The following is a 22,694-nucleotide window of genomic DNA, read 5'->3' on the forward strand; positions in this document are numbered from 1 at the left end:
ATGGCCGAACGCAGCCCCTGGCCCTACCCCCGCTGGGTCGCGCACCGCGGCGCCGGCAAGCTGGCGCCCGAGAACACGCTTGCGGCCTTCCGCTTCGGCGCCTCGCACGGCTACCGCATGTTCGAGTGCGACGCCAAGCTCAGTGCCGACGGCGTGGTCTTCCTGATGCACGACGCCACGCTCGAGCGCACCACCAACGGCCACGGCATCGGCGGCCAGCAGACATGGGGCGCGCTGTCGCAGCTCGACGCCGGCGGCTGGCATTCGCGCGCCTTTGCGGGCGAGCCGCTGCCCACGCTGGAGAACCTGGCCCGCTTCTGCCGCGCCAACGACCTGCTGCTGAACATCGAGATCAAGCCCACGCCCGGCACCGAACGCGAGACCGGCGAGGTGGTGGCACGCGAAGCCGCGCGCCGCTGGCAGGGTGCGGCCGTGCCGCCGCTGCTCACCTCCTTCCAGGTCGATGCGCTGAAGGGCGCACAGGCCGTGGCGCCCGAACTGCCGCGCGGCCTGCTGCTCGACACGCTCTGGAACGGCTGGCTCGACACCGCGCTGGGCCTGGGTTGCCAGGCCATCGTCTGCAACCACGCGCTGTGGGACGCCACCACCGTGGCGCAGGTGCATGGCGCGGGCCTGCGCTCGCTGAGCTACACGGTGAACGACGATTGGGCGGCGCAGCGGCTCATCGACCTGGGCACCGACGGCATCATCACCGACCGGGTGGACCTGTTCAGCCCCGCGGGCTGACGCTGCATTTCTTACCCGTTCTTACGTCATGGCGGCTTCTATGATGCGGCCATGAATCGGACCTCTCGCCTGGCGGGCCTGTGCCTTCCCGCCCTCCTGGCTCTGTGGGCCCTGCTGACGTGCGGCGGCGCCTTCGCGCAGCCGGACGCCAGCATGAACGCAGGCAACGGCAACCCCAACAACAGCGCCAACACCGCGGCGGCCGCCGCCCCGCCCCCCACCATCGCCGAGCTGCGCGCGCAGTTCGCCCGCATCGCGCCCTCGGGCAAGGCCAACGCCAGTGTCGTTCCGGGCGCCGAAGACGACGCACGCAAGCAGCTCGCGCAGATCAACGAGATCGGCGTGCAGGCCGACAAGTTCGTCGCCGCCCGCGCCAGCGAGCTGGCCGACCTGAACGCGCGCCTCGGCGAACTCGGCAACCCGCCCGCCGCCGGCGCCACCGAAGACCCCAACATCACGCGCCAGCGCGCGCAGCTGACCAAGGAACGCAACGCGCTCGACGCGGACATCCGCCTGGCCAAGCTGCTGGCGATCGACGTGCGCCAGCGCGGCACCGACGTGGTGTCGCAGCGGCGCCAGCAGTTCGAGGCCGAACTCACCAGCCGCGCCGCCTCGCCGCTCAGCGGCGAATTCTGGGACGACCTGCGCGAGGCCTGGCCCGACGACTTCGAACGGCTGCAGGCGATCGGGGCGGCGCTCGGTGACGGCTTCGACCAGGCGCTGCAGCCCGAAAGCCGCACGCCCGTGATCGCCTCGTTCATCGGCGCGCTGCTGCTCGCCTGGCTCGGCGTCTGGGCCGCCGAGCGCGGGCTGGCGCGCCTGGCCACGCGCGTGCTGCCGGCCGGGCGGCTGCGCCGCTCGCTGCTGGTGATCGCCATCGTCGCCACGCACGTGCTGCTGGTCGCCGTGGCCGCGCACGGCGTCGTCGAAGTGCTCAAGGCCCACGCGATGTGGGACGCGCAGGCGCGCAAGGCGCTGCAATCGACGGCGCAGACGCTGACCTTCATGGCCTTCATCATCGGCCTGGGGCGCGGGCTGCTGGCCACGGGGCGGCCGTCGTGGCGCCTGCCGGCCATTCCCGACCTCACGGCGCAGCGCCTGTCGGCGCTGCCGTGGCTGGTGGCGCTGGTGGCCGCGCTGGCGTGGACGCCGGCCGAGATCAACGCGCTCATCGACGCCAGCTTTGCCGCCGTGGTCACCACGCATGTGGCGACGGCGCTGCTGCTCACCGCGCTGGTCGGCACCGTCGTGTACCGCCTGAAGGCGCTGCGCGCCGACGCGCCCGACGCCGGCCTGCCGGAACGGCCGATGTGGGTCGGGGTGCTGGTGGCGCTGATCGTGGTGCTGGTGATCGCGATCTGGGTGCTCGTGGCCTTCGGCTACGTGGCGCTGGCGAGCTTCCTAGCCTCGCAGCTCACCTGGAGCGGCATCGTCGCGGCGGCCTTCTATGTGCTGTTCAAGTTCGCCGACGACCTGTTCATGGCCGTGGTGTCCTCGCGCAGCGCCTCCGGCCAGCGGCTGCAGAAGAGCTTCGGCCTGGCGCCGCAGACGCTCGACCAGGCGGCCACGGTGCTCTCGGGCCTGAGCCGCGTGGCGCTGTTCTTCTACATGCTGGTGGCGCTGGCCGCGCCGCTGGGCACGGGCCCGGGCGAGGTGTTCCAGCGCGGCGGCAAGCTCGGCACCGGCGTGAAGGTGGGCGAATTCCAGCTGGTGCCGGGCGCGATCCTCAGCGCCGTGGCGGTGGCGGTGATCGGCTTCATCGTGCTGCGGGTGTTCAAGCGCTGGCTCTCGCGCAGCTACCTGCCGAGCACGCAGTTCGAACCGGGCATGCAGAGCTCGATCACCACGCTGCTGGGCTACGTGGGCGGCATCCTGGTGGTGGCGTTCTCGCTGTCGGCGCTGGGCATCGGCATCGAGCGCATCGCGTGGGTGGCGAGCGCGCTGTCGGTGGGCATCGGCTTCGGCCTGCAGGCCATCGTGCAGAACTTCATCTCGGGGCTGATCCTGCTGGCCGAGCAGCCGGTGAAGGTGGGCGACTGGGTGGTGCTGGGCACCACCGAGGGCGATGTGCGGCGCATCAACGTGCGCGCCACCGAGATCCAGCTGGGCGACCGCTCGACGCTGATCGTGCCGAACTCGGAGTTCATCACCAAGACCGTGCGCAACATGACGCTGGCCAACGCCGAGGGCCGCGTGCTGATCCGCCTGCCGATGCCGCTGACCACCGACGCGCAGCGCGTGCGCGAGCTGATCCTCGAGGCCTGCCGCGCGCACGAGGGCGTGCTGGAAACGCCGGCGCCCTCGCTCACGCTCGAGGGCATCGAGAACGGGCTGCTGATCTTCCAGGCCATCGCCTACGTGCCGAGCCCCCGGCTGGCGGGCGGCGTGCGCAGCGACCTGCTGTTCACGATCCTCGATGCGCTCAAGCAGGCCGACCTGCCGCTGGCCACGCCCACGACGCTGGTGATGGCGGCGCCCGCGCCGGTGCTGCCCGCCGAGCCGTCGCCGGCGCCGGCCACGCCGGCGTCCCCGCTGCCGGGCACCACCAGCACCTGACGCCGCTGTCGCCCTATTCGAGCGGCAGCGCCCCCGTGCACTTGATCTCGTTCAGGCACACGCTGGAACGCACCGCCGACACGCCCGGCATGTGCATCAGCGTGTGCATGAGGAACTGCGACAGCGCCTCCAGGTCGCGCGCGACCACCTTGAGCACGTAGTCGAAGTCGCCGGTCACCGAGTAGCACTCCAGGATCTGGCGCATGTCGGCGATCAGGTCCTGGAACTTGGGCAGCTCGTCGACGTGACCGCGCGCCATCGTGACGTGGATGAAGGCGATCACGCCCAGCCCGATGTGGCGCGCATTGAGCCGCGCGGCGTAGCCGCTGATCAGCCCCAGTTCCTCGAGCCGCCGGTGGCGCCGCAGGCACTGCGCGGGCGACAACTGGGCCACCTCGGCCAGGTCCAGGTTGGACGCGCGGCCGTGCGCCTGGAGGTGGTCCAGAATCCGCCGATCGGTCCGGTCGAGTTCGATGATCTGCAATTTTGTCTCCCCATACGCATCAATGATGCAATTATGTTTCCTAAAGCGGGGAAAGCCCGAGGCATTCATGCACCTTAATTGTGCAAAGTACGATCTAGACTTCGACGCGCCCGGACGGCGTTGCGCCACGCCGGGCCGCTGAATTGCGCGCCCTGGTGCTTTGCCGGTGCCTTGCCGGCGGCTTCGAACGCACCCACACCCCTTTCCCCACCCGGAGACCCTTACGTGAAAAACGCTTTGCTTCGCACCCCCTTCAGCGCCGTGGCCCTGGCCCTCGGCGTGCTCGCCGCCGCACCGGCCCTGGCCGCCGACAAGTCGGTCGCCGTGACCGCCATCGTCGAGCACCCGGCGCTGGACGCCGTGCGCGATGGCGTGAAGGAAGAGCTGAAGGCCGCCGGCTACGAAGCGGGCAAGAACCTCAAGTTCACCTACCAGAGCGCCCAGGGCAACGTGGGCACCGCCGCCCAGATCGCCCGCAAGTACGTGGGCGATGCGCCCGACGTGATCGTCGCCATCGCCACGCCGTCGGCGCAGGCGACCGTGGCCGCCACCAAGACCATTCCCGTCGTGTACTCGGCCATCACCGACCCGGTGGCCGCCAAGCTGGTGAAGAACTGGGAGCCCTCGGGCACCAACGTGACCGGCGTGTCCGACCTGTCGCCGCTGGAAAAGCACATCGACCTGATCAAGAAGGTCGTGCCCACGGCCAAGCGCGTCGGCGTGATCTACAGCCCCGGCGAAGCCAACTCGGTGGCCATCGTCGAGTCGCTCAAGAAGGCCGCCTCGGCCGCCGGCATGACGGTGGTCGAAGCCGCCGCCGCGCGCACGGTCGACGTGCCCACCGCCGCCCAGAGCCTGGTCGGCAAGGCCGACGTGATCTACACGCCCACCGACAACAACGTGGTCTCGGCCTTCGAGGGCATCGTGAAGGTGGCCCAGCAGGCCAAGCTGCCCGTGGTGGCCGCCGACACCGCCACCGTCGAGCGCGGCGCCGTGGCCGCACTGGGCCTGAACTACACCGACATCGGCCGCCAGACCGGCAAGATCGTGGTGCGCATCCTCAAGGGCGAGAAGCCCGGCACCATCGCCTCGCAGACCAGCACCAACTTCGAGCTGGTGGTGAACCCCGGCGCGGCCAAGCTGCAGGGCGTGACCCTGTCGGACGCGCTGCTGAAGTCGGCGAAGGTCGTCAGCACCAAGTAAACGCCGCCCCGGCGGGCCTTCTGCTTCCGGCGCAGGCCGGGCGCCGGGGCCCGCCGACTGCGCTCCCGCCGGAAGCCCCCATGTCCCTCATTGCTTCGCTGGGCGCCATCGAGATCGGTCTGATTTTTGGACTGGTCGCGCTGGGCGTCTTCATGTCGTTTCGCATCATCAACTTTCCCGACCTCACGGTGGACGGCAGCTTTCCGCTGGGCGCCGCCGTGGCCGCGACGCTGATCGTCGCGGGCTGGAACCCCGCCGCCGCCACGGCCGTGGCCTGCGTGGCCGGTGCCGCCTCGGGCTGGCTCACGGCCTGGCTCAACGTCAAGCTGAAGATCATGCAGCTGCTCGCGAGCATCCTGGTGATGATCGCGCTGTACTCCATCAACCTGCGCGTGATGGGCAAGCCCAATGTGGCGCTCATCACCGAACCCACGGTGTTCAGCATGGTCAGCTTCGGCGGCATGCCCGAGCAGTGGGCCAAGCCGCTCTTGCTGCTGATCATCGTGATCGCCGCGAAGATCGTCGTCGACCTGTTCTTTGCCTCCGAAGCGGGCCTGGCGATGCGCGCCACCGGCGGCAACGCGCGCATGGCGCGGGCCCAGGGCATCTCGACCGACTTCCAGACCATGGCGGGCCTGGCGCTCTCCAATGCGCTGGTGGCGCTGGCCGGCGCGCTGTTCGCGCAGAGCCAGGGCACGGCCGACATCTCGATGGGCGTGGGCACGATCGTGATCGGCCTGGCCGCCGTGATCATCGGCGAGACCCTGCTGCCCGCGCGCAGCATGGTCATCACCACGCTGGCCTGCGTGCTGGGTGCGCTGCTGTACCGCTTCTTCATCGCGATGGCGCTGAACACCGACTTCATGGGCCTGCAGGCGCAGGACCTGAACCTGGTCACCGCCGTGCTCGTGGCGTTCGCGCTGCTGGTGCCCGCCTACAAGCGCAAGCTGGGCGGACTCTTCAAGGGGAAGAACTGATGCTGCGCGCCCAACAACTCGAAATCACCTTCAACCCGGGCACGCCGATCGAGAACCGCGTGCTGCGCGGCCTGAGCCTGGACATTCCCACCGGCCAGTTCGTCACCGTGATCGGCTCCAACGGCGCGGGCAAGTCGACCTTTCTCAACGCGATCAGCGGCGACCTGATGGTCGACAAGGGCCGCATCGACATCGACGGCAAGGACGTGACGCGCCTGAACGCCTGGCAGCGCTCGGGCATGGTGGCGCGCGTGTTCCAGGACCCGATGGCTGGCACCTGCGAGGCGCTGACCATCGAGGAAAACATGGCGCTGGCGTGGAAGCGCGGCGAGCGGCGTGGCTTCGGCTTCTCGCTCAACCGCAACCTGCGCGAGCTGTTCCGCGAGAAGCTGTCGATCCTGAAGCTGGGCCTGGAAAACCGGCTGGCCGACCGCATCGGCCTGCTCTCGGGCGGCCAGCGCCAGGCCGTGAGCCTGCTGATGGCCTCGCTGCGGCCCTCGCGCATCCTGCTGCTGGACGAACACACGGCAGCGCTCGACCCGAAGACCGCCGCCTTCGTGCTGGAGCTGACGGCCAAGATCGTCGAAGGCAGCCAGCTCACGGCGATGATGGTCACGCACAGCATGCGCCAGGCGTTGGACTACGGCACGCGCACCGTGATGCTGCACGAGGGCCAGGTGATCCTCGACGTGGCCGGCGACCAGCGCGCGGGCCTGGACGTGCCCGACCTGCTGCGCATGTTCGAGCAGACGCGCGGCGAGAAGCTGGACGACGACAAGCTGCTGCTGGCCTGATGGACGCGGTGCCTTCCCGTCTCCTCGTGCGCGACATGCGCGCGGACGACCTCGACGCGGTGCTGGCGATCCAGCTCGCCTGCTACGGCGTGGGGTTCGTGGAGGACGGCGTGCTCATCGCGCGGCGGCTGGCGGCCTCGCCGCACACCGGCTGGGTGGCCGAGCACGGCGGCGCCGTGCGGGCCTACCTGGCGGCCTACCCCTCGCAGCGCGGCAAGCTCACGCCGCTGCACGGCGACTTCGAGGTGGCGCCCGACGCCGACGCGCTCTACCTGCACGACCTGGCCGTGCACCCCGAGGCCTCGGGGCTGGGCCTGGGGCCGCGCCTCGTGCGCCACGCCTGGGCCCACGCGCTGCGCGCGGGCTGGCGGCATTCGACGCTGGTGTCGGTGCAGGCCTCGGTCGGGTTCTGGGAGCGCCAGGGTTACGCGGCCACGGCGCCGGCCGACGACCTGCAGCAGGCCCGGCTGGCGACCTACCCCGGGGACTCGGTCTACATGGCCCGCCGGCTGGACTGAGCCCGGCTCAGCGGCCCCAGCCGCGCATCGCGATCCACTGCACCGTGCCGCAGACCACCGCCAGCGCGGCGTAGGTGGCCATCGAGCCGTCGCGGCCCGTGAGGATCAGCCCGGCCAGCGAGGTCAGCAGGCCGGCCCCGAAGGTGATCGCCCATTGCTTCCACCAGCGCGGAATGCCGGTGCGCGGGCCGCCGAGAAAGCGCCCGACCGCCACCAGCACCAGGGCGATGAAGGCCGCCGGTGCCGCAAAATTAAGCAGGTGGTTGAAGAGATCCAGCAGGTCCATGAGGGGCTGTGAGTGAGCGCAAGGCCATGTGGCGGCGCATATGGCTGTCATAGGGAAAGCCATTTGCCCCTCGGCAAACCTCGCCCGGCTGCTGATTTTATAATCGTGGACATGTCAGTCTGGGCTCTCGGCTTGAACCACACGACCGCGCCGCTCGATCTGCGCGGTCGTTTCGCGTTCGCGCTCGACCAGATCGCCCCGACGCTGCACAGCCTGCGCAGCTCTTTCGCCGGCAACAGCAGCCACCCGCAGGTCGAGGCCGCGATCATCTCGACCTGCAACCGCACCGAGATCTATTGCGCCTCCGAGCACATCGCGCTCGACCACACCTTCGGCTGGCTGGCCCAGAGCGGCGGCGTGGCCCCCGCCCTGCTGCGCTCGCACGCCTACACCCTGCACGACGACGAAGCCGCGCGCCACGCCTTCCGCGTGGCCAGCGGGCTCGACTCCATGGTGCTCGGCGAGGCCCAGATCCTCGGCCAGATGAAAGACGCCGTGCGCGCGGCCGAAACCGCCGGCGCGCTCGGCAGCACGCTCAACCAGCTGTTCCAGCGCTCGTTCGCGGTCGCCAAGGAAGTGCGCACCGCCACCGAAATCGGCGCCCATTCGATCAGCATGGCCGCCGCCGCCGTGCGCCTGGCCGGCCAGCTGTTCGAAGACCTGCGCAAGACGCGCGTGCTGTTCGTCGGCGCGGGCGAAATGATCGACCTCGCGGCCACGCACTTCGCGGCCAAGGAACCCAAGGCCATCGCCATCGCCAACCGCACGCTGGAGCGCGGCGAAAAGCTGGCCTCGCGCTTCGGCGGCGAAGCCATGCGGCTGGCCGACCTGCCGGCGCGGCTGGCCGAGTTCGACATCGTCATCAGCTGCACCGCGAGCACGCTGCCGATCATCGGCCTGGGCGCCGTGGAGCGCGCGCTCAAGGCACGCAAGCACCGCCCGATGTTCATGGTCGACCTGGCCGTGCCGCGCGACATCGAGCCCGAGGTGAAGGCCCTCGAAGACATCTACCTGTACACCGTGGACGACCTCGCCCAGGTGGTGCAGCAGGGCCAGGCCAACCGCCAGGCCGCCGTGGCGCAGGCCGAGGTCATCATCGACGCCGGCGTGCAGAGCTTCATGCACTGGCTGGGCCAGCGCGGCACCGTGCCGCTGATCCAGCAGCTCAACGCGCAGGCCGACGAATGGCGCGCCACCGAGATGGCCCGCGCGCGCAAGCTGCTGGCCAAGGGCGAATCGATTGATGCAGTGCTCGAGGCCATGTCGCGCGGCCTCACGCAGAAGATGATGCACGGCGCCATGGCCGAGCTGCACGCGGGCGATGCCGCCTCGCGCGAACAGACGGCGCAGACGCTGTCGCGCCTGTTCCTGCGCAAAGAGCGTTAGCGACGACGCGCGTCGATGGCCCCGCTCGCCGCGCGGGCCGCGGTTTCCATGCGCCCTGCCGCTGCACTGCGGCGTTCCCCTCCCCATTTTTCGAGCCCCTTCCGTCGTGAAATCCTTTCTGCGCCACCAACTCGAACGCTACGTCCAACGCCTGGGCGAGCTCGACTTCCTGCTCTCGCGCGAAGACATCATGAGCGACATGGCGCAGTACCGCACCATCTCGCGCGAGCACGCCGAGGTCACGCAGATTGCCGGCCGCTACGAGCGCTTCAAGCAGCGCGAAGCCGACATCGCGGGCGCGAAGGAGATGCTCGACGACCCCGACATGGCCGAGATGGCCAGGGAAGAAATCGCCGGTGCCGAGGCCGAGCTGGTGCAGCTCGAAGACGAGCTGCAGCGTCTGCTGCTGCCCAAGGACCCCGACGACGCGCGCAACGCCTTCATGGAAATCCGCGCCGGCACGGGCGGCGACGAATCGGCCCTCTTCGCGGGCGACCTGCTGCGCATGTACACGCGCTACTGCGAGCGCGCCGGCTGGCGCTGCGAGGTGGTGAGCGAAAGCGAGAGCGAGCTCGGCGGCTACAAGGAAGTGGTGATCCGCATCGTGGGCGACGACGTCTTCGGCCACCTGCGCTTCGAGTCGGGCGGCCACCGCGTGCAGCGCGTGCCGGCCACCGAGACGCAGGGCCGCATCCACACCAGCGCCTGCACGGTTGCCGTGCTGGCCGAGCCCGACGAGACCGTGGCGGTGCAGATCAACCCGGCCGACCTGCGCATCGACACCTACCGCGCCAGCGGCGCCGGCGGCCAGCACATCAACAAGACCGACTCGGCCGTGCGCATCACGCACATCCCGACCGGCATCGTGGCCGAGTGCCAGGACGACCGCAGCCAGCACCGCAACAAGGCCAAGGCGCTGCAGGTGCTGTCGGCGCGCATCCAGGAAAAGGAGCGCAGCGAGCGCGCCGCCAAGGACGCCGCCATGCGCAAGGGCCTGATCGGCAGCGGCGACCGCTCGGACCGCATCCGCACCTACAACTTTCCGCAGGGCCGGCTCACCGACCACCGCATCAACCTCACGCTCTACAAGCTGCTCGCCATCATGGAAGGCGACCTGGGCGACGTGCTCGAGGCGCTGCGCGCCGCGCGCGAGGCCGAGCAGCTGGCCGAGCTGGAATCGAGCCTGCCCGCGTGATGACCGAAGCCGCCGCACCGTCCACCGTGGCGCAGGCGCTGGCCGCGGCCATGGCCCTGGGCATCGACCGCCTCGACGCCCAGCTGCTCCTGCTGCACGCGCTGGGCCGCCCCGTGAACGACCGCGCCTGGCTGCTCGCGCACGACACCGACCCGTTTCCCGACGACGCATGGCCCGCGTTCGCGCGCCAGCTGTCGCGCCGCACGGCGGGCGAGCCGGTCGCCTATCTGCTGGGCGAGAAGGAATTCCACGGCCTGCAGCTGCAGGTCGATGCCCGCGTGCTGGTGCCGCGCCCCGACACCGAAACGCTGGTCGAGTGGGCCCTGGCCTGCCTTGCATCTCCGGACAGCCGCCCGGCCCCACGCGTGCTCGACCTCGGCACGGGCAGCGGCGCGATCGCGCTGGCGCTGCAGCATGCGCGCCCCGACGCGCAGGTCGACGCGGTCGACGCCAGCGCCGACGCGCTCGCGGTGGCCCGGGCCAACGCGCAGCGCCTGGGCCTGCCGGTGCGCTTCACCGAATCGAGCTGGCTCGACGGCGCCGCCGACGGCTACGCGGTCATCGCCAGCAACCCGCCGTACATCGCCGCCGGCGACCCGCACCTGCCCGCGCTGCGCCACGAGCCCACCCGCGCGCTGGTCGCCGGCGCCGACGGCCTGGACGACATCCGCCAGATCGTGCGCGACGCGCCCAGCCACCTGGCCGACGGCGGCTGGCTGCTGCTGGAGCACGGCCACGACCAGGCCGAGGCCGTGCGCCAGTTGCTGGCCACCCGCGGCTTTGCCGAGGTGCAAAGCCGTGACGACCTCGCCGGCATCGCGCGCTGCTCCGGCGGCATCTGGCGCACGGTGAAATAATCCCCCCAGCCCACTTTTCTTCAGGAGTCCCCATGTCCGACGCTCAACAACGCATCGACGACCTCGTCAAGTCCAACGAACTCGTGCTCTTCATGAAGGGCAACGCCAGCTTCCCGATGTGCGGTTTCTCGGGCCGCGCCATCCAGATCCTCAAGGCCGTGGGCGTCGACACCAAGACGCTCAAGACCGTCAACGTGCTCGAAGACGACGGCATCCGCCAGGGCATCAAGGAATACAGCAACTGGCCCACCATCCCCCAGCTCTACGTGAAGGGCGAATTCGTGGGCGGCTCGGACATCATGATGGAGATGTACGAGTCGGGCGAGCTGCAGCAGGTGATCGGCGGCGGCGCATCCGCCTGAGCCTCCCGCTCCCCGTTTGACGGGCGCCGCGCCCCGCGCGCGCCCGGACCCGGTGCCAGTCATGGCACCATGGCGGTCTACGACGTGCCGCCATGACTCTCACCCAAAGCCTGCTCATCATCGCGCTGCTAATCGCGATGAGCGCCTTCTTCTCCCTCGCCGAAATCTGCCTGGCCGCCTCGCGCCGCCTGCGTCTGCGCCAGATGGCCGACGAGGGCGACCCGCGCGCGGAAAAGGTGCTGCGCGTGCAGGAGCAGCCGGGCCACTACTTCACCGTGGTGCAGATCGGCCTGAACGCCGTGGCGATCCTCGGCGGCGTGGTGGGCGAAGGCTCGCTGAGCCCGTATTTCGCCCGCTTCTTCGAGAACTGGCTGAGCGTGGAGGTGGCGGCCAACATCGCCTTCCTGTGCTCGTTCGTGATCGTGATCGCGGTGTTCCTGGTGTTCGCCGACCTGTTCCCCAAGCGCCTGGGCATGAGCGCGCCCGAACGGCTCGCGGTGCGCATCGTCGGGCCGATGCTGCTGCTGATCACCGCCTTCAAACCGCTGGTGTGGTTCTTCACGCGCGCGACCGACCTCTTGTTCAAGGTGCTGGGCATGCCGATGGCACGCGACGACAAGATCACCTCGGCCGACATCCTGGCCATGACCGAAGCCGGCGCGCAGGCCGGCGTGCTGGCGGCGCGCGAGCAGCAGGTGATCGCCAACGTGTTCGAGCTGGACACGCGCCTCGTCAGCAGCGTGATGACCGCGCGCGAGAGCATCGCCTGGTTCTTGCACGACGACCCCGAGTCGGTGCTGCGCGCGCGCATCGTGGCCGAGCCCTTTTCGGCCTACCCGGTGTGCGACGGCGACATCGACCACGTGCTGGGCTACGTGGACGCCAAGGACATGTTCCAGCGCGTGCTCAGCGGCCAGCCGCTGGCCTTCGACCAGGGCCTGACGCTGCACAAGGCGCTGGTGATTCCCGACCGCCTCTCGCTCACCGAGGTGCTCGAGCAGTTCCAGCAGGCGCGCGAAGACTTCGCGATCATCGTCAACGAGTACAGCCTGGTGGTCGGCGTGATCACGCTCAACGACGTGATGAGCACGGTGATGGGCGACCTGGTGTCGACCTCGACGCCCGAAGAAGAGCAGATCGTGAAGCGCGACGAGAACTCATGGCTCATCGACGGCATCACGCCGATCCAGGACGTGCAGCGCGCGCTGCACATCGACGAGCTGCCGCACGCCGAGGAATATGAAACGCTGGCCGGCTTCCTGATGGTGATGCTGCGCCGCGTGCCCAAGCGCACGGACAGCGTGACCTGGGGCGGCTACACCTTCGAGGTGATGGACGTCGACAGCTACCGCATCGACCAGGTGATGGTGACCAGGGGCTCGGCGACCGCCAAGGCCGTGGTCGCCGACTGAGCAACCGCGGCTGCCTTCAGGCCGCCGAGCGGTCCCTGTCGACGTAAGCCCACAGCCGCTGGTTCGCGAACACCGCGTTCGGGTACGGCGCGCGGCCCCGGCTGCCGTTGTAACGGCCCAGCGTCATGAACAGGTCGCCCTTCTCGCGGTCGAGGTAGTGGCGCAGGATCACGCAGCCGAAGCGCAGGTTGGTCTGCATGTGGAACAGCTTGGCCGAATCGCTGTCGCCGATCACGCGGGTCCAGAACGGCATCACCTGCATGTAGCCGCGCGCACCGGCGCTGGACACCGCGAACTTGCGGAAGTTGCTCTCGACCTGGATCAGGCCCAGCACCAGGCTCACGTCGAGCCCCGAGCGCTTGGCCTCGTACCAGACGGTCTGCAGGAACTCGATGCGCGTGGCCGGGTCGGCGACCTTCTTGCGCAGGCGCTCGCTCATCTCGCCGAGCCACCGCAGGTACGCGAGGCGGGCCTCGGTGTCAGCGAACTGCGGCACCGGCGGCGCCTTGTTGTGGATGGCCGAGCTCAACGCGGTGCGCACCGAGTCGATCAGCGGCTCTTCGATCTGCGCGCCGGCCCAGGCCACCTGGGGCAGTGCCAGTGTCGTCAGGGCGCCTGCCGCAACGCTGCCCAACAGGCAGCTGCGTCGCGAAAGGCCCCCCGCCACGCTCATGCCGCGAGCTTGCCGGCGATGAAGTCGGCGACGCCGGCCACGGGCACCTTGGTGGCGGCGGTGTCGCGCCGGCCCTGGTACTCGAGCTGGCCTTCCTTGAGGCCGCGGTCCGAGATGACCACGCGGTGCGGCACGCCGATCAGTTCCCAGTCGGCGAACATCGCGCCCGGGCGCTCGCCGCGGTCGTCGAGCAGCACGTCGACGCCCTTGGCCAGCAGTTCTTCGTAGAGCGCTTCGGCCGCGACCTTGACCTCGGGGCTGCGGTCCATGCCGATCGGGCAGACCACGACCGTGAACGGTGCCAACGCGTCGGGCCAGATGATGCCGCGCTCGTCGTGGTTCTGTTCGATGGCGGCGGCCGGCAGGCGCGTGATGCCGATGCCGTAGCAACCCATCTCGAGGAACTGCGGCTTGCCGCCTTCGTCGAGGTAGGTGGCGTTCATGTCCTTGCTGTACTTCGTGCCCAGCACGAAGACGTGGCCCACCTCGATGCCGCGCTCGATGGCCAGCACGCCCTTGCCGTCGGGCGAGGCGTCGCCGGCGACCACGTTGCGCAGGTCGGCCACCAGGTCGGGCTCGGGCAGGTCACGGCCCCAGTTGACGCCGGTCATGTGGAAGTCGACTTCGTTAGCGCCGGTGATCCAGTCGGCCAGCACGGCGGCCTCGCGGTCGGCCACGAGCTTGACGGGCTTCTTGAGGTTCAGCGGGCCGAGGTAGCCCGGCTTGCAGCCGAAGTGCTCGTCGATCTCGGCGGTGGTGGCAAAGCGGAAGCCCTTGTCCAGGCCAGGCAGCTTGCTGACCTTGATCTCGTTCATGTCGTGGTCGCCGCGCAGCAGCAGCAGCCAGATCTGCGCGCCCTGGATGTTGCCGGCGTCGTCGAGGATGTCGGTGGCCAGCACCAGCGACTTGACCGTGGTGGCCAGCGGCACGCCGAGCAGCTCGGCCACGTCGGCGCAGGTGCTCTTGCCGGGCGTGGGCGTCTTCTCGAGCGCGTTGGCGGCGGCCGGGCGCGGGCCGGCCGGGGCCAGCGCCTCGGCCTTTTCCATGTTGGCGGCGTAGGTGCTGTCGGGGCAGTAGACGATCGCGTCTTCGCCGGTGGCAGCGATCACCTGGAACTCTTCGCTCAGGTCGCCGCCGATGGCGCCGCTGTCGGCCGCCACGGCGCGGTAGCGCAGACCGAAGCGGTCGAAGATGTTGCGGTAGGCCTGGGCCATCACCTGGTAGCTGGCCTTGGCCGCGTCGAGGTCGCGGTCGAAGCTGTAGGCGTCCTTCATGATGAACTCGCGCCCGCGCATCAGGCCGAAGCGCGGACGGCGCTCGTCGCGGAACTTGGTCTGGATCTGGTAGAAATTCTTCGGCAGCTGCTTGTAGCTGCGAATCTCTTGGCGCGCGATGTCGGTGACCACCTCTTCGCTGGTGGGCTGGATCACGAAGTCGCGGTCGTGGCGGTCCTTGATGCGCAGCAGCTCGGGGCCCATCTTCTCGAAGCGGCCGGTCTCCTGCCAGAACTCGGCCGGCTGGACCACAGGCATCGTGAGCTCGACGGCGCCGGCGCGGTTCATTTCCTCGCGCACGATCGCTTCGACCTTGCGGATCACGCGCAGGCCCATGGGCATGTACGTGTAGATGCCCGTGCCGAGCTTCTTGATCATGCCGGCCCGCATCATGAGGCGGTGGCTCGCGACCTCGGCGTCAGCGGGCGCTTCCTTCAGGGTGGAGACAAAGAATCGGGAAGCTTTCATCGGGATCGCGCAGGTGGGTTCGAAGTGAGGAGGGAGACAGGCACCCCGGAGAGACCCTGAGAGCCCGGAACCGGTCGCTTGCCGAGTGCAACCCGGCATGCATAATCGACTCAGTTCAAAAATTGGGGTTTGATTATGCTCGACCGGGACGGCTTCAGGCCCAACGTCGGCATCATCCTGCTCAACCAGAGAAACCAGGTTTTCTGGGGCAAGCGCATACGCACGCATTCCTGGCAGTTTCCGCAAGGCGGCATCGACCGTGGCGAAAGTCCCGAGCAAGCCATGTTCCGGGAACTGCACGAGGAAGTCGGGCTCCATCCGGAGCATGTGCGCATCGTGGCCCGTACCCGCGACTGGTTGCGCTACGAGGTGCCGGATCGGTTCATCCGCCGTGACGCACGGGGCCACTACAAAGGCCAGAAGCAGATCTGGTATCTGCTGCAACTTGTCGGCCACGACTGGGATCTCAACCTGCGTGCCACCGACCATCCCGAATTCGACGCCTGGCGCTGGCATGACTACTGGGTCCCGCTCGACGTGGTCGTCGAGTTCAAGCGCGGCGTCTACGAGATGGCGCTTACCGAGCTTGCTCGCTACCTGCCCCGGCAGGATTTCCGCAACCGCTTCCTGCGCAGCAACGTGCGCGCCCGAGAATTCGAGCGCCACACGCTGGACCATGGAGCACCTGCGGGCCTCGACCTGCCGCCCGGCGGCAGCTTCGACCCGCATCCCGACATTCCTTCTGCGAGCGATGAACCTCCTCCCAAGAACAGCGCGCCCTCTTCTTTCCCGACGCCACGCTGAGCGTGCGCTCGTCATCGCCTGCGTCGGCCTGCTGGCCGCCTGCGCTTCCCGCGGCTACGACACCGACAACCCCGACTGGGCCCAGGCCGGCATGCCGCCAGCGCCCAAGAGCACCGAGCAGGACAAGGAGTGGGAAGAAACTGCGGTGCCGCCGCCGCCCGCCTTCAGCGAAAGCCGTCTGCTGCCGATCGCGATGCCGCCCTACATGACGCTGAAATTCGGCGTCGACCCGAACACCATCGCCATCACGAAGGACGGCATCGTGCGCTACGTGGTGGTGGCGCAGAACCGGGCCGGTGGCGCCGTCAATGCGTTCTACGAAGGCGTGCGCTGCTCGACGGCGGAGATGAAGAGCTATGCCCGCTACAACAACGGCGCCTGGCAGGAAACGAAGTCGCCCGAGTGGAAGCGCGTGAAGGACATGAACTCCAGCTACGTGCCGGCGCTGGCGTCGCAGGGCCTGTGCCGGGGCAATGCGCCGCGCAGCTCGGTCAACGAGATGGTGCAGAACATCCGCAATCCGCTGCGCGAACTGCCCTGAAGCAGCGGCGGGGCACGGCGCCCCGCCCTGGCGGCGATCAACCGGGCATCAGCACCATGTTGTCGCGGTGCACCATCTCCGGCTCGGCCGCGTAACCCAGCAGCCGCTCGAACTCGGCCGACGGCTTGCGGCACAGCAGCCGGGCCTCCACGCTCGAATAGTTGGCCAGCCCACGGGCCAGTTCGACGCCGTCGACGTCGCGCACCGCGATCACGTCGCCGCGCGAGAACTCGCCCGACACACCCGTCATGCCGATCGGCAACAAGCTCTTGCCTTCGCCGCGCACCTTCGCAGCCGCACCGGCATCGACGATGACGGCACCACGCAGTTGCAGGTGATCGGCCATCCAGCGCTTGCGTGCCTGGTGCTTGGCGGTCTGCGCCACCAGCAGCGTGCCGATGGATTCGCCGCGCGTGAGCCGCAGCAGCGCGTCGGCTTCGCGGCCCCAGGCGATGACCGTGGAAGCACCGGACCCCGCCGCGCGCTTGGCCGCGAGGATCTTGGTGATCATGCCGCCGCGCCCGATGCTCGAGCCGGCGCCGCCGGCCATGGCTTCGAGCGCCGGGTCGCCTGCGGCGGCTTCGTGCACGAACTTGGCGTCGGGGTCCTTGCGTGGGTCGGCCGTGTACAGGCCCTTCTGGTCGGTCAGGATGATCAGCGCATCGGCCTCGACCAGGTTGGCGACCAGCGCGCCGAGCGTGTCGTTGTCGCCGAACTTGATCTCGTCGTTGACCACGGTGTCGTTCTCATTGATCACCGGCACCACGCCCAGGCGCAGCAGCGTGACGAGGGTCGAGCGCGCGTTGAGGTAGCGCTCGCGGTCCGCGAGGTCGGCATGCGTCAGCAGCACTTGCGCGCTGCCGATCTGGTTCTCGCGCAGCTTGGTCTCGTACATCTGGGCCAGGCCCATCTGCCCGACGGCCGCCGCGGCCTGCAGTTCGTGGATTTCGTGCGGCCGGGTCTTCCAGCCCAGGCGCTTCATGCCTTCGGCGATCGCGCCGCTCGACACCATGACCACCTCGCGCCCATCGCGCACCAGCTCGGCCAGTTGCCGGCACCACTCGCCGATGGCACCTTCGTCGAGGCCGCGGCCCTCGTTGGTCACGAGGCTGGAGCCCACCTTGACGACGATACGGCGGGCATCCCGCAAGGCAGTGGAACCGGAATTCGAGGTCATGAAGAAAGAAGGCGTGTTTCAGGAATGCAGCCTGCGCTGCTTGCTATCCATTTTGCAGCACCGAAGGTGCCGCGACGCCCTCAGTTTCCTTCGGGCGGCAGCGGAACGAAGCGCGGATCGACCACGACGGTTTCGTGCTCGGCCACCTGCTGCGCCTTGACCTGCTGGTACACGGCCTTGATCAGGTGCTCGCAGCCTTCGCGCGTGAGCGCCGAGATCTCGAAGACCGGGCCCTTGAAGCGCAGGCGCTTGACGAAGTCCTTGACGCGCGCGGCGCGCTCGTCGTCCGGCACCATGTCCAGCTTGTTCAGCACCAGCCAGCGCGGCTTCTCGTGCAGCGCCGCGTCGTACTTCTTGAGCTCGGCCACGAGGGCCTTGGCCTGGGCGACCGGGTCGACGCTGTCGTCGAACGGTGCCATGTCGACCACATGCAGCAGCAAGCGGGTGCGCTGCAGGTGGCGCAGGAACAGGTGACCAAGGCCTGCGCCTTCCGAGGCACCTTCGATCAGACCGGGCAGGTCGGCCACCACGAAGCTCTGCTCGGGGCCGACGCGCACGACACCGAGGTTCGGGTGCAGCGTGGTGAAGGGGTAGTCGGCAATGCGCGGGCGGGCGTTCGAAACGGCGCTGATCAGCGTCGATTTACCGGCATTCGGCATACCCAGCAGGCCCACATCGGCCAGCACCTTGAGTTCGAGCTTGAGGCTCTTCTTCTCGCCGGGCCAGCCGGGCGTCTTCTGGCGCGGCGCGCGGTTGATCGCGCTCTTGAAGCGCATGTTGCCGAAGCCGCCGTCGCCGCCCTTGGCGATGGTGATGACCTCGCCGTCCTTGAGCAGCTCGTACAACACCTCACCCGTCTCAGCGTCGGTGATGATCGTGCCGACGGGCATCTTGAGGACGATGTCGTCGCCGGCGGCGCCGAACATGTCGGAGCCCATGCCGTGCTCGCCGCGCTTGGCTTCGTGCCGGCGCGAGTAGCGGAAATCGACCAGGGTGTTGAGGTTCGAGTCGGCCACCGCGAACACGTGGCCGCCACGGCCGCCGTCGCCGCCATTGGGGCCGCCGAACTCCTTGTACTTCTCATGACGGAACGACACGCAGCCGTTGCCGCCATCGCCCGCGGCGATGTCGATGAAGGCTTCGTCGACGAACTTCATGGGATGTCCAGTTTACAAATGAAGAAGCCCCGGCAATGCGGGGCCTCGGAAAGATCGAAGTGACTGCGGGGCTTAGGCCGCGGGCGTCACGTTGACCATGTGCTTGTTCAGCGCACCCTTGTGACCGAACGACACGTGGCCGTCGACCAGGGCGAAGAGCGTGTGGTCCTTGCCCACGCCGACGTTCACGCCGGGGTGGAACTGGGTGCCGCGCTGGCGCACGATGATCGAGCCTGCGCTGATCAGTTCGCCGCCGAAGGCCTTCACGCCGAGCATCTTGGGCTTGGAATCGCGCCCGTTTCGCGTGGAGCCGCCGCCTTTTTTCTGTGCCATGGAATCTGCTCCTTAGCCGGCGATCGCGCCGATTTGCAGTTCGGTGAACTGCTGGCGATGGCCTTGACGTTTTTGATAGTGCTTGCGACGGCGCATCTTGAAGATGCGAACCTTGTCGTGCAGGCCGTGCGACAGCACCGTGACTGTCACCGTTGCGCCGGACACCAGGGGCGTGCCAACCTTGATTTCAGCGCCGTTTCCGACAGCCAGAACCTGGTCGATCACGATTTCCTGGCCTACGTCCGCAGCAATCTGTTCTACTTTAATTTTCTCGCCGGAAGCAACGCGATACTGCTTGCCGCCGGTTTTTATGACCGCGTACATGTAAACCTCTTAGAAATGAGTCTCCGCAGCGAATTCCGCAGAGCCCAAGATTATAGCGCGGTTTGCGGACACTCACCACCCCGACGTTGAGACGCTCCAGGGAATCGTGCACGGCTCCCTATAATTCGCGCGTTCCGGCCTCCAGGGCCGCCCTCATCCTCGCAGCGCCCCGCGCCTTCGCTTTGCCAGTTCCCGCCGCCGACACCTCCCCCACCGCCACCGTGCTGGACCTGATTGCCGGCGACATGGTCGAAGTCGACCGTGTGATCGCCCAACGCCTCAATACTGGCGTTCCGCTGGTCAGCCAGGTTTCGCAATACATCATCTCGGCCGGCGGCAAGCGGCTGCGGCCGGCGCTGCTGCTGCTCATGGCAGGCGCGCTCGGCTACACGGGCGAACAGCGCTTCAACCTGGCGGCCGTGGTGGAGTTCATCCACACCGCGACCCTGCTGCACGACGACGTGGTCGACGAATCGACCCTGCGCCGCGGCCGCGCCACCGCCAACGAATCCTTCGGCAACCCAGCCAGCGTGCTGGTGGGCGACTTCCTGTACTCGCGCGCCTTCCAGATGATGTTGGATGCAAACAACATGCGCATCATGCAGATCCTGGCCGAAGCGACCAACGTGATCGCGGAAGGCGAAGTGCTGCAGCTGATGAACATGCACGACGCCTCGCTGGACGAAGCAGCGTACCTGCGCGTGATTCGCTCCAAGACCGCCAAGCTCTTCGAGGCAAGCACCCGACTGGCGGCCGTGCTGGCCGGCACGACGCCCGAAGTCGAAGAGGCCTGCGCCACCTACGGACAAGCGCTGGGCACCGCCTTCCAGGTGATCGACGATGTGCTCGATTACGCAGGCGATGCCCAGGAAACCGGGAAGAACGTCGGCGACGACCTGCGCGAAGGCAAGACCACTTTGCCACTGATTTTCGCCATGCAACGCGGTACCCCCGAGCAGAGCGCACTGGTGCGTGCCGCCATCGAGGCCGGCGACACCGCCCAGCTGGGGAAAATCGTCGAGATCGTTCGCGAAACCGGCGCGCTGGAAGCTTCGCGCGCAGCCGCTGCAGCAGAGGCCGAACGCGCAATTCATGCATTGCGCGACCTTCCGTCGAATTTGCACGCTTCAGGTTTGCTACAATTAGCGGCTCAGTTGCTTGAGCGACGTGCCTGAAACACCTCCACAGAGTTGGCATCTAGGACGAGTTCTTTTTCTTGCAACCAATCGGGGTGTAGCTTAGCCTGGTAGAGCGCTACGTTCGGGACGTAGAGGCCGGAGGTTCGAATCCTCTCACCCCGACCAGTTTTTCTCGACTGGTCCAGTTAATGTCAGCCCCTGTTGCTGTGTAACGATTTACAGCACAGGCGTGTTCAGCGATGATCGTGAAGCACTTTTTCACATCTTTTGCATTCGCTGAATGGCCGCTGCCGAAATTCCCGTTAAAGAAACTACGCAGATCGCCCTTCCCGGCTTGGCGCGCGCCCTTGTGTCGGCCGGCAAGCTCGCGGCGAAGACAGCCGAAGACATCTATCAGAAGTCGCTGAGCGGCCGCACCAGCTTCATCGCCGAACTGACCGGCACCGGCGCCGTTTCGGCTGCGGACCTCGCCCACACCCTGTCGAGCGCCTTCGGCGCCCCGCTGCTCGACCTCGATGCCATCGATCACCAGCGCCTGCCCAAGGACCTGCTCGATCCGAAGCTCTGCCATGCGTACCGCATCGTCGTTCTCAGCAAGCGCAACAACCGCCTGATCGTCGCGACGGCCGACCCGTCGGACCAGCAAGCCGCGGAAAAGATCAAGTTTGCGTCGCAGATGGGCGTGGACTGGGTCATTGCGGAGTACGACAAGCTCTCGCGCATGATCGAAGCCGCTGCAGTCAGCGCGGCCGAAACCATCAACAGCATCGTCGGCACCGAGTTCGAGTTCGACGATGTCACCGCCGATACCTCGGGAGATGCCAACGAGCAGGCCATTGCCGAAGTCGAAGACGCACCCGTGGTGCGCTTCCTGCACAAGATGCTGCTCGATGCCGTGAGCATGCGAGCGTCGGACATCCACTTCGAGCCTTACGAACACCACTACCGGGTGCGCTTCCGGGTCGACGGCGAGCTGCGCGAAATCGCCAGCCCACCCACGGTCATCAAGGACAAGCTGGCCTCGCGCATCAAGGTCATTTCGCGGCTCGACATCTCGGAGAAGCGCGTGCCGCAAGACGGCCGCATGAAGCTCAAGATCGGCCCCGACCGCGTGATCGACTTCCGCGTGAGCACGCTGCCCACGCTGTTCGGCGAGAAGATCGTCGTTCGTATCCTGGACCCGAGCAGCGCACGCATGGGCATCGACGCCCTGGGCTACGACGCCGACGAGAAAGAGCGGCTCCTCCACGCCATCGGCCGCCCCTATGGCATGGTGCTGGTGACCGGCCCCACGGGTTCGGGCAAGACCGTGTCGCTGTACACCTGCCTGAACCTGCTCAACCAGCCCGGCGTCAACATCGCGACGGCGGAAGACCCGTCGGAAATCAACCTGCCCGGCGTCAACCAGGTCAACGTCAACGAGAAGGCCGGCCTCACTTTCGCGGCCGCGCTGCGTGCCTTCCTGCGGCAGGATCCCGACATCATCATGGTCGGCGAAATCCGCGACCTCGAAACCGCCGATATCTCGATCAAGGCCGCGCAAACCGGTCACCTGGTGCTGTCGACGCTGCACACCAACGACGCCCCGACCACGCTCACGCGCATGCGCAACATGGGCATCGCGCCGTTCAACATCGCGTCGAGCGTGATCCTGATCACCGCGCAACGCCTCGCGCGCCGGCTGTGCATGCTGTGCCGCGCGCCGATCGACATCCCACGCGAAGCCCTGCTCGATGCCGGCTTCAAAGAGGAAGACATCAACGGCACCTGGAAGCCCTACCGCCCGGTCGGCTGCGCCGCCTGCAGCGGCGGCTACAAGGGCCGGGTCGGCATCTACCAGGTAATGCCGATTTCTGAAGCCATCCAGGAAATCATCCTGCGCGACGGCAGCGCGCTGGACATCGCGAACCAATCCGAAGCCGAAGGCGTGCGCTCGCTGCGCCAGTCCGGCCTTCGCAAAGTCATGCAGGGTCTCACTTCACTCGAAGAAGTCGTCGCCTGCACCAACCTATAACGAACACACTGAA

23 protein-coding genes and 1 tRNA gene are annotated in these 22,694 nt (G+C 67.9%); 16 read left to right on the plus strand and 8 right to left on the minus strand.

Going from position 1 to position 22,694, the window contains the following annotated elements; translation table 11 throughout:
• Entirely contained in the window at positions 1–747 is a 747-nt protein-coding gene (gene ugpQ / locus AC1RLW_RS19455; RefSeq protein WP_493194566.1) for a glycerophosphodiester phosphodiesterase, read from the plus strand.
• 51 nt (positions 748–798) lie between these two features.
• On the plus strand, positions 799–3,303 hold the full coding sequence (locus tag AC1RLW_RS19460) for a DUF3772 domain-containing protein (RefSeq protein ID WP_493194567.1): 2,505 nt from the start codon (positions 799–801) through the stop codon (positions 3,301–3,303).
• 13 nt (positions 3,304–3,316) lie between these two features.
• Here the strand turns inward: AC1RLW_RS19460 and AC1RLW_RS19465 are convergent, their stop codons facing one another.
• Complete coding sequence (locus AC1RLW_RS19465; protein WP_056578260.1) at positions 3,317–3,787, minus strand: Lrp/AsnC family transcriptional regulator; 471 nt, start codon at positions 3,785–3,787, stop codon at positions 3,317–3,319.
• A gap of 225 nt (positions 3,788–4,012) precedes the next feature.
• Here AC1RLW_RS19465 and AC1RLW_RS19470 point away from each other — a divergent pair, with 225 nt between their 5' ends.
• The 4 genes from AC1RLW_RS19470 (at position 4,013) to AC1RLW_RS19485 (ending at position 7,279) form a co-directional block, all read left to right on the plus strand.
• Entirely contained in the window at positions 4,013–4,990 is a 978-nt protein-coding gene (locus AC1RLW_RS19470) for an ABC transporter substrate-binding protein (RefSeq protein ID WP_172438392.1), read from the plus strand.
• Positions 4,991–5,070: 80 nt separating this feature from the next.
• Positions 5,071–5,967 carry an ABC transporter permease gene (locus tag AC1RLW_RS19475; protein WP_062474491.1) on the plus strand — a complete coding sequence of 299 codons (897 nt, stop codon included), beginning with the start codon at positions 5,071–5,073 and terminating at the stop codon, positions 5,965–5,967.
• Complete coding sequence (locus tag AC1RLW_RS19480) at positions 5,967–6,761, plus strand: ABC transporter ATP-binding protein (protein ID WP_062474493.1); 795 nt, start codon at positions 5,967–5,969, stop codon at positions 6,759–6,761. The genes AC1RLW_RS19475 and AC1RLW_RS19480 overlap by 1 nt, the downstream gene beginning before the upstream one ends.
• Positions 6,761–7,279, plus strand: coding sequence for a GNAT family N-acetyltransferase (locus AC1RLW_RS19485; RefSeq protein WP_493194570.1), 519 nt, complete (start codon positions 6,761–6,763; stop codon positions 7,277–7,279). Before AC1RLW_RS19480 ends, AC1RLW_RS19485 begins: the two co-directional genes overlap by 1 nt.
• Positions 7,280–7,286: 7 nt before the next feature.
• Here the strand turns inward: AC1RLW_RS19485 and AC1RLW_RS19490 are convergent, their stop codons facing one another.
• On the minus strand, positions 7,287–7,565 hold the full coding sequence (locus tag AC1RLW_RS19490) for a hypothetical protein (RefSeq protein WP_159274962.1): 279 nt from the start codon (positions 7,563–7,565) through the stop codon (positions 7,287–7,289).
• A gap of 111 nt (positions 7,566–7,676) precedes the next feature.
• On the opposite strand from AC1RLW_RS19490, the gene hemA reads away from it, so the two are divergent.
• From hemA to paeA, 5 genes are all read left to right on the plus strand, one after another.
• Positions 7,677–8,951: a glutamyl-tRNA reductase gene (hemA, locus tag AC1RLW_RS19495; RefSeq protein ID WP_062474496.1), complete on the plus strand. Its 1,275-nt coding sequence runs from the start codon at positions 7,677–7,679 to the stop codon at positions 8,949–8,951.
• Positions 8,952–9,057: 106 nt separating this feature from the next.
• A complete protein-coding gene (gene prfA / locus AC1RLW_RS19500) occupies positions 9,058–10,146 on the plus strand; it encodes a peptide chain release factor 1 (RefSeq protein WP_369644492.1) in 1,089 nt (362 codons plus the stop codon).
• On the plus strand, positions 10,146–11,003 hold the full coding sequence (prmC, locus tag AC1RLW_RS19505) for a peptide chain release factor N(5)-glutamine methyltransferase (protein ID WP_493194573.1): 858 nt from the start codon (positions 10,146–10,148) through the stop codon (positions 11,001–11,003). The genes prfA and prmC overlap by 1 nt, the downstream gene beginning before the upstream one ends.
• Before the next feature lie 32 nt (positions 11,004–11,035).
• Positions 11,036–11,365: a Grx4 family monothiol glutaredoxin gene (gene grxD / locus AC1RLW_RS19510; protein WP_062474501.1), complete on the plus strand. Its 330-nt coding sequence runs from the start codon at positions 11,036–11,038 to the stop codon at positions 11,363–11,365.
• Positions 11,366–11,457: 92 nt separating this feature from the next.
• Positions 11,458–12,777, plus strand: a complete 1,320-nt coding sequence (gene paeA / locus AC1RLW_RS19515) for a polyamine export protein PaeA (RefSeq protein WP_153285784.1) — start codon at positions 11,458–11,460, stop codon at positions 12,775–12,777.
• A gap of 16 nt (positions 12,778–12,793) precedes the next feature.
• Here the strand turns inward: paeA and AC1RLW_RS19520 are convergent, their stop codons facing one another.
• Positions 12,794–13,450 (minus strand): lytic transglycosylase domain-containing protein, encoded by a 657-nt coding sequence (locus AC1RLW_RS19520; protein ID WP_062474504.1) that lies wholly within the window; start codon positions 13,448–13,450, stop codon positions 12,794–12,796.
• Positions 13,447–15,192: a proline--tRNA ligase gene (locus AC1RLW_RS19525; RefSeq protein WP_493194575.1), complete on the minus strand. Its 1,746-nt coding sequence runs from the start codon at positions 15,190–15,192 to the stop codon at positions 13,447–13,449. Before AC1RLW_RS19525 ends, AC1RLW_RS19520 begins: the two co-directional genes overlap by 4 nt.
• 135 nt (positions 15,193–15,327) lie before the next feature.
• Here AC1RLW_RS19525 and AC1RLW_RS19530 point away from each other — a divergent pair, with 135 nt between their 5' ends.
• Together AC1RLW_RS19530 and AC1RLW_RS19535 are read left to right on the plus strand one after the other, a co-directional pair.
• Positions 15,328–15,996, plus strand: a complete 669-nt coding sequence (locus AC1RLW_RS19530) for an RNA pyrophosphohydrolase (protein WP_062474507.1) — start codon at positions 15,328–15,330, stop codon at positions 15,994–15,996.
• Positions 15,944–16,537 carry a CNP1-like family protein gene (locus AC1RLW_RS19535; protein ID WP_487847837.1) on the plus strand — a complete coding sequence of 198 codons (594 nt, stop codon included), beginning with the start codon at positions 15,944–15,946 and terminating at the stop codon, positions 16,535–16,537. The genes AC1RLW_RS19530 and AC1RLW_RS19535 overlap by 53 nt, the downstream gene beginning before the upstream one ends.
• Before the next feature lie 37 nt (positions 16,538–16,574).
• Here AC1RLW_RS19535 and proB read toward each other — a convergent pair whose 3' ends face one another.
• The 4 genes from proB to rplU form a co-directional block, all read right to left on the minus strand.
• Positions 16,575–17,714, minus strand: a complete 1,140-nt coding sequence (gene proB, locus AC1RLW_RS19540; RefSeq protein ID WP_095743913.1) for a glutamate 5-kinase — start codon at positions 17,712–17,714, stop codon at positions 16,575–16,577.
• Between the two features lie 80 nt (positions 17,715–17,794).
• Positions 17,795–18,871 carry an Obg family GTPase CgtA gene (cgtA, locus tag AC1RLW_RS19545; RefSeq protein WP_062474512.1) on the minus strand — a complete coding sequence of 359 codons (1,077 nt, stop codon included), beginning with the start codon at positions 18,869–18,871 and terminating at the stop codon, positions 17,795–17,797.
• A gap of 72 nt (positions 18,872–18,943) precedes the next feature.
• Positions 18,944–19,204, minus strand: a complete 261-nt coding sequence (gene rpmA / locus AC1RLW_RS19550) for a 50S ribosomal protein L27 (RefSeq protein WP_013543198.1) — start codon at positions 19,202–19,204, stop codon at positions 18,944–18,946.
• Between the two features lie 12 nt (positions 19,205–19,216).
• A complete protein-coding gene (gene rplU / locus AC1RLW_RS19555; RefSeq protein ID WP_062474515.1) occupies positions 19,217–19,528 on the minus strand; it encodes a 50S ribosomal protein L21 in 312 nt (103 codons plus the stop codon).
• Between the two features lie 182 nt (positions 19,529–19,710).
• On the opposite strand from rplU, the gene AC1RLW_RS19560 reads away from it, so the two are divergent.
• From AC1RLW_RS19560 to pilB, 3 genes are all read left to right on the plus strand, one after another.
• On the plus strand, positions 19,711–20,703 hold the full coding sequence (locus tag AC1RLW_RS19560) for a polyprenyl synthetase family protein (protein WP_070063612.1): 993 nt from the start codon (positions 19,711–19,713) through the stop codon (positions 20,701–20,703).
• A 52-nt stretch (positions 20,704–20,755) separates the two neighbouring features.
• Positions 20,756–20,832: transfer RNA gene (locus AC1RLW_RS19565), tRNA-Pro, on the plus strand.
• A gap of 115 nt (positions 20,833–20,947) precedes the next feature.
• Entirely contained in the window at positions 20,948–22,681 is a 1,734-nt protein-coding gene (gene pilB / locus AC1RLW_RS19570) for a type IV-A pilus assembly ATPase PilB (protein WP_493194578.1), read from the plus strand.
• Positions 22,682–22,694: the final 13 nt, after the last annotated feature.

The sequence above is a fragment of the Variovorax sp. GW822-FHT04A09 genome, assembly GCF_058801005.1.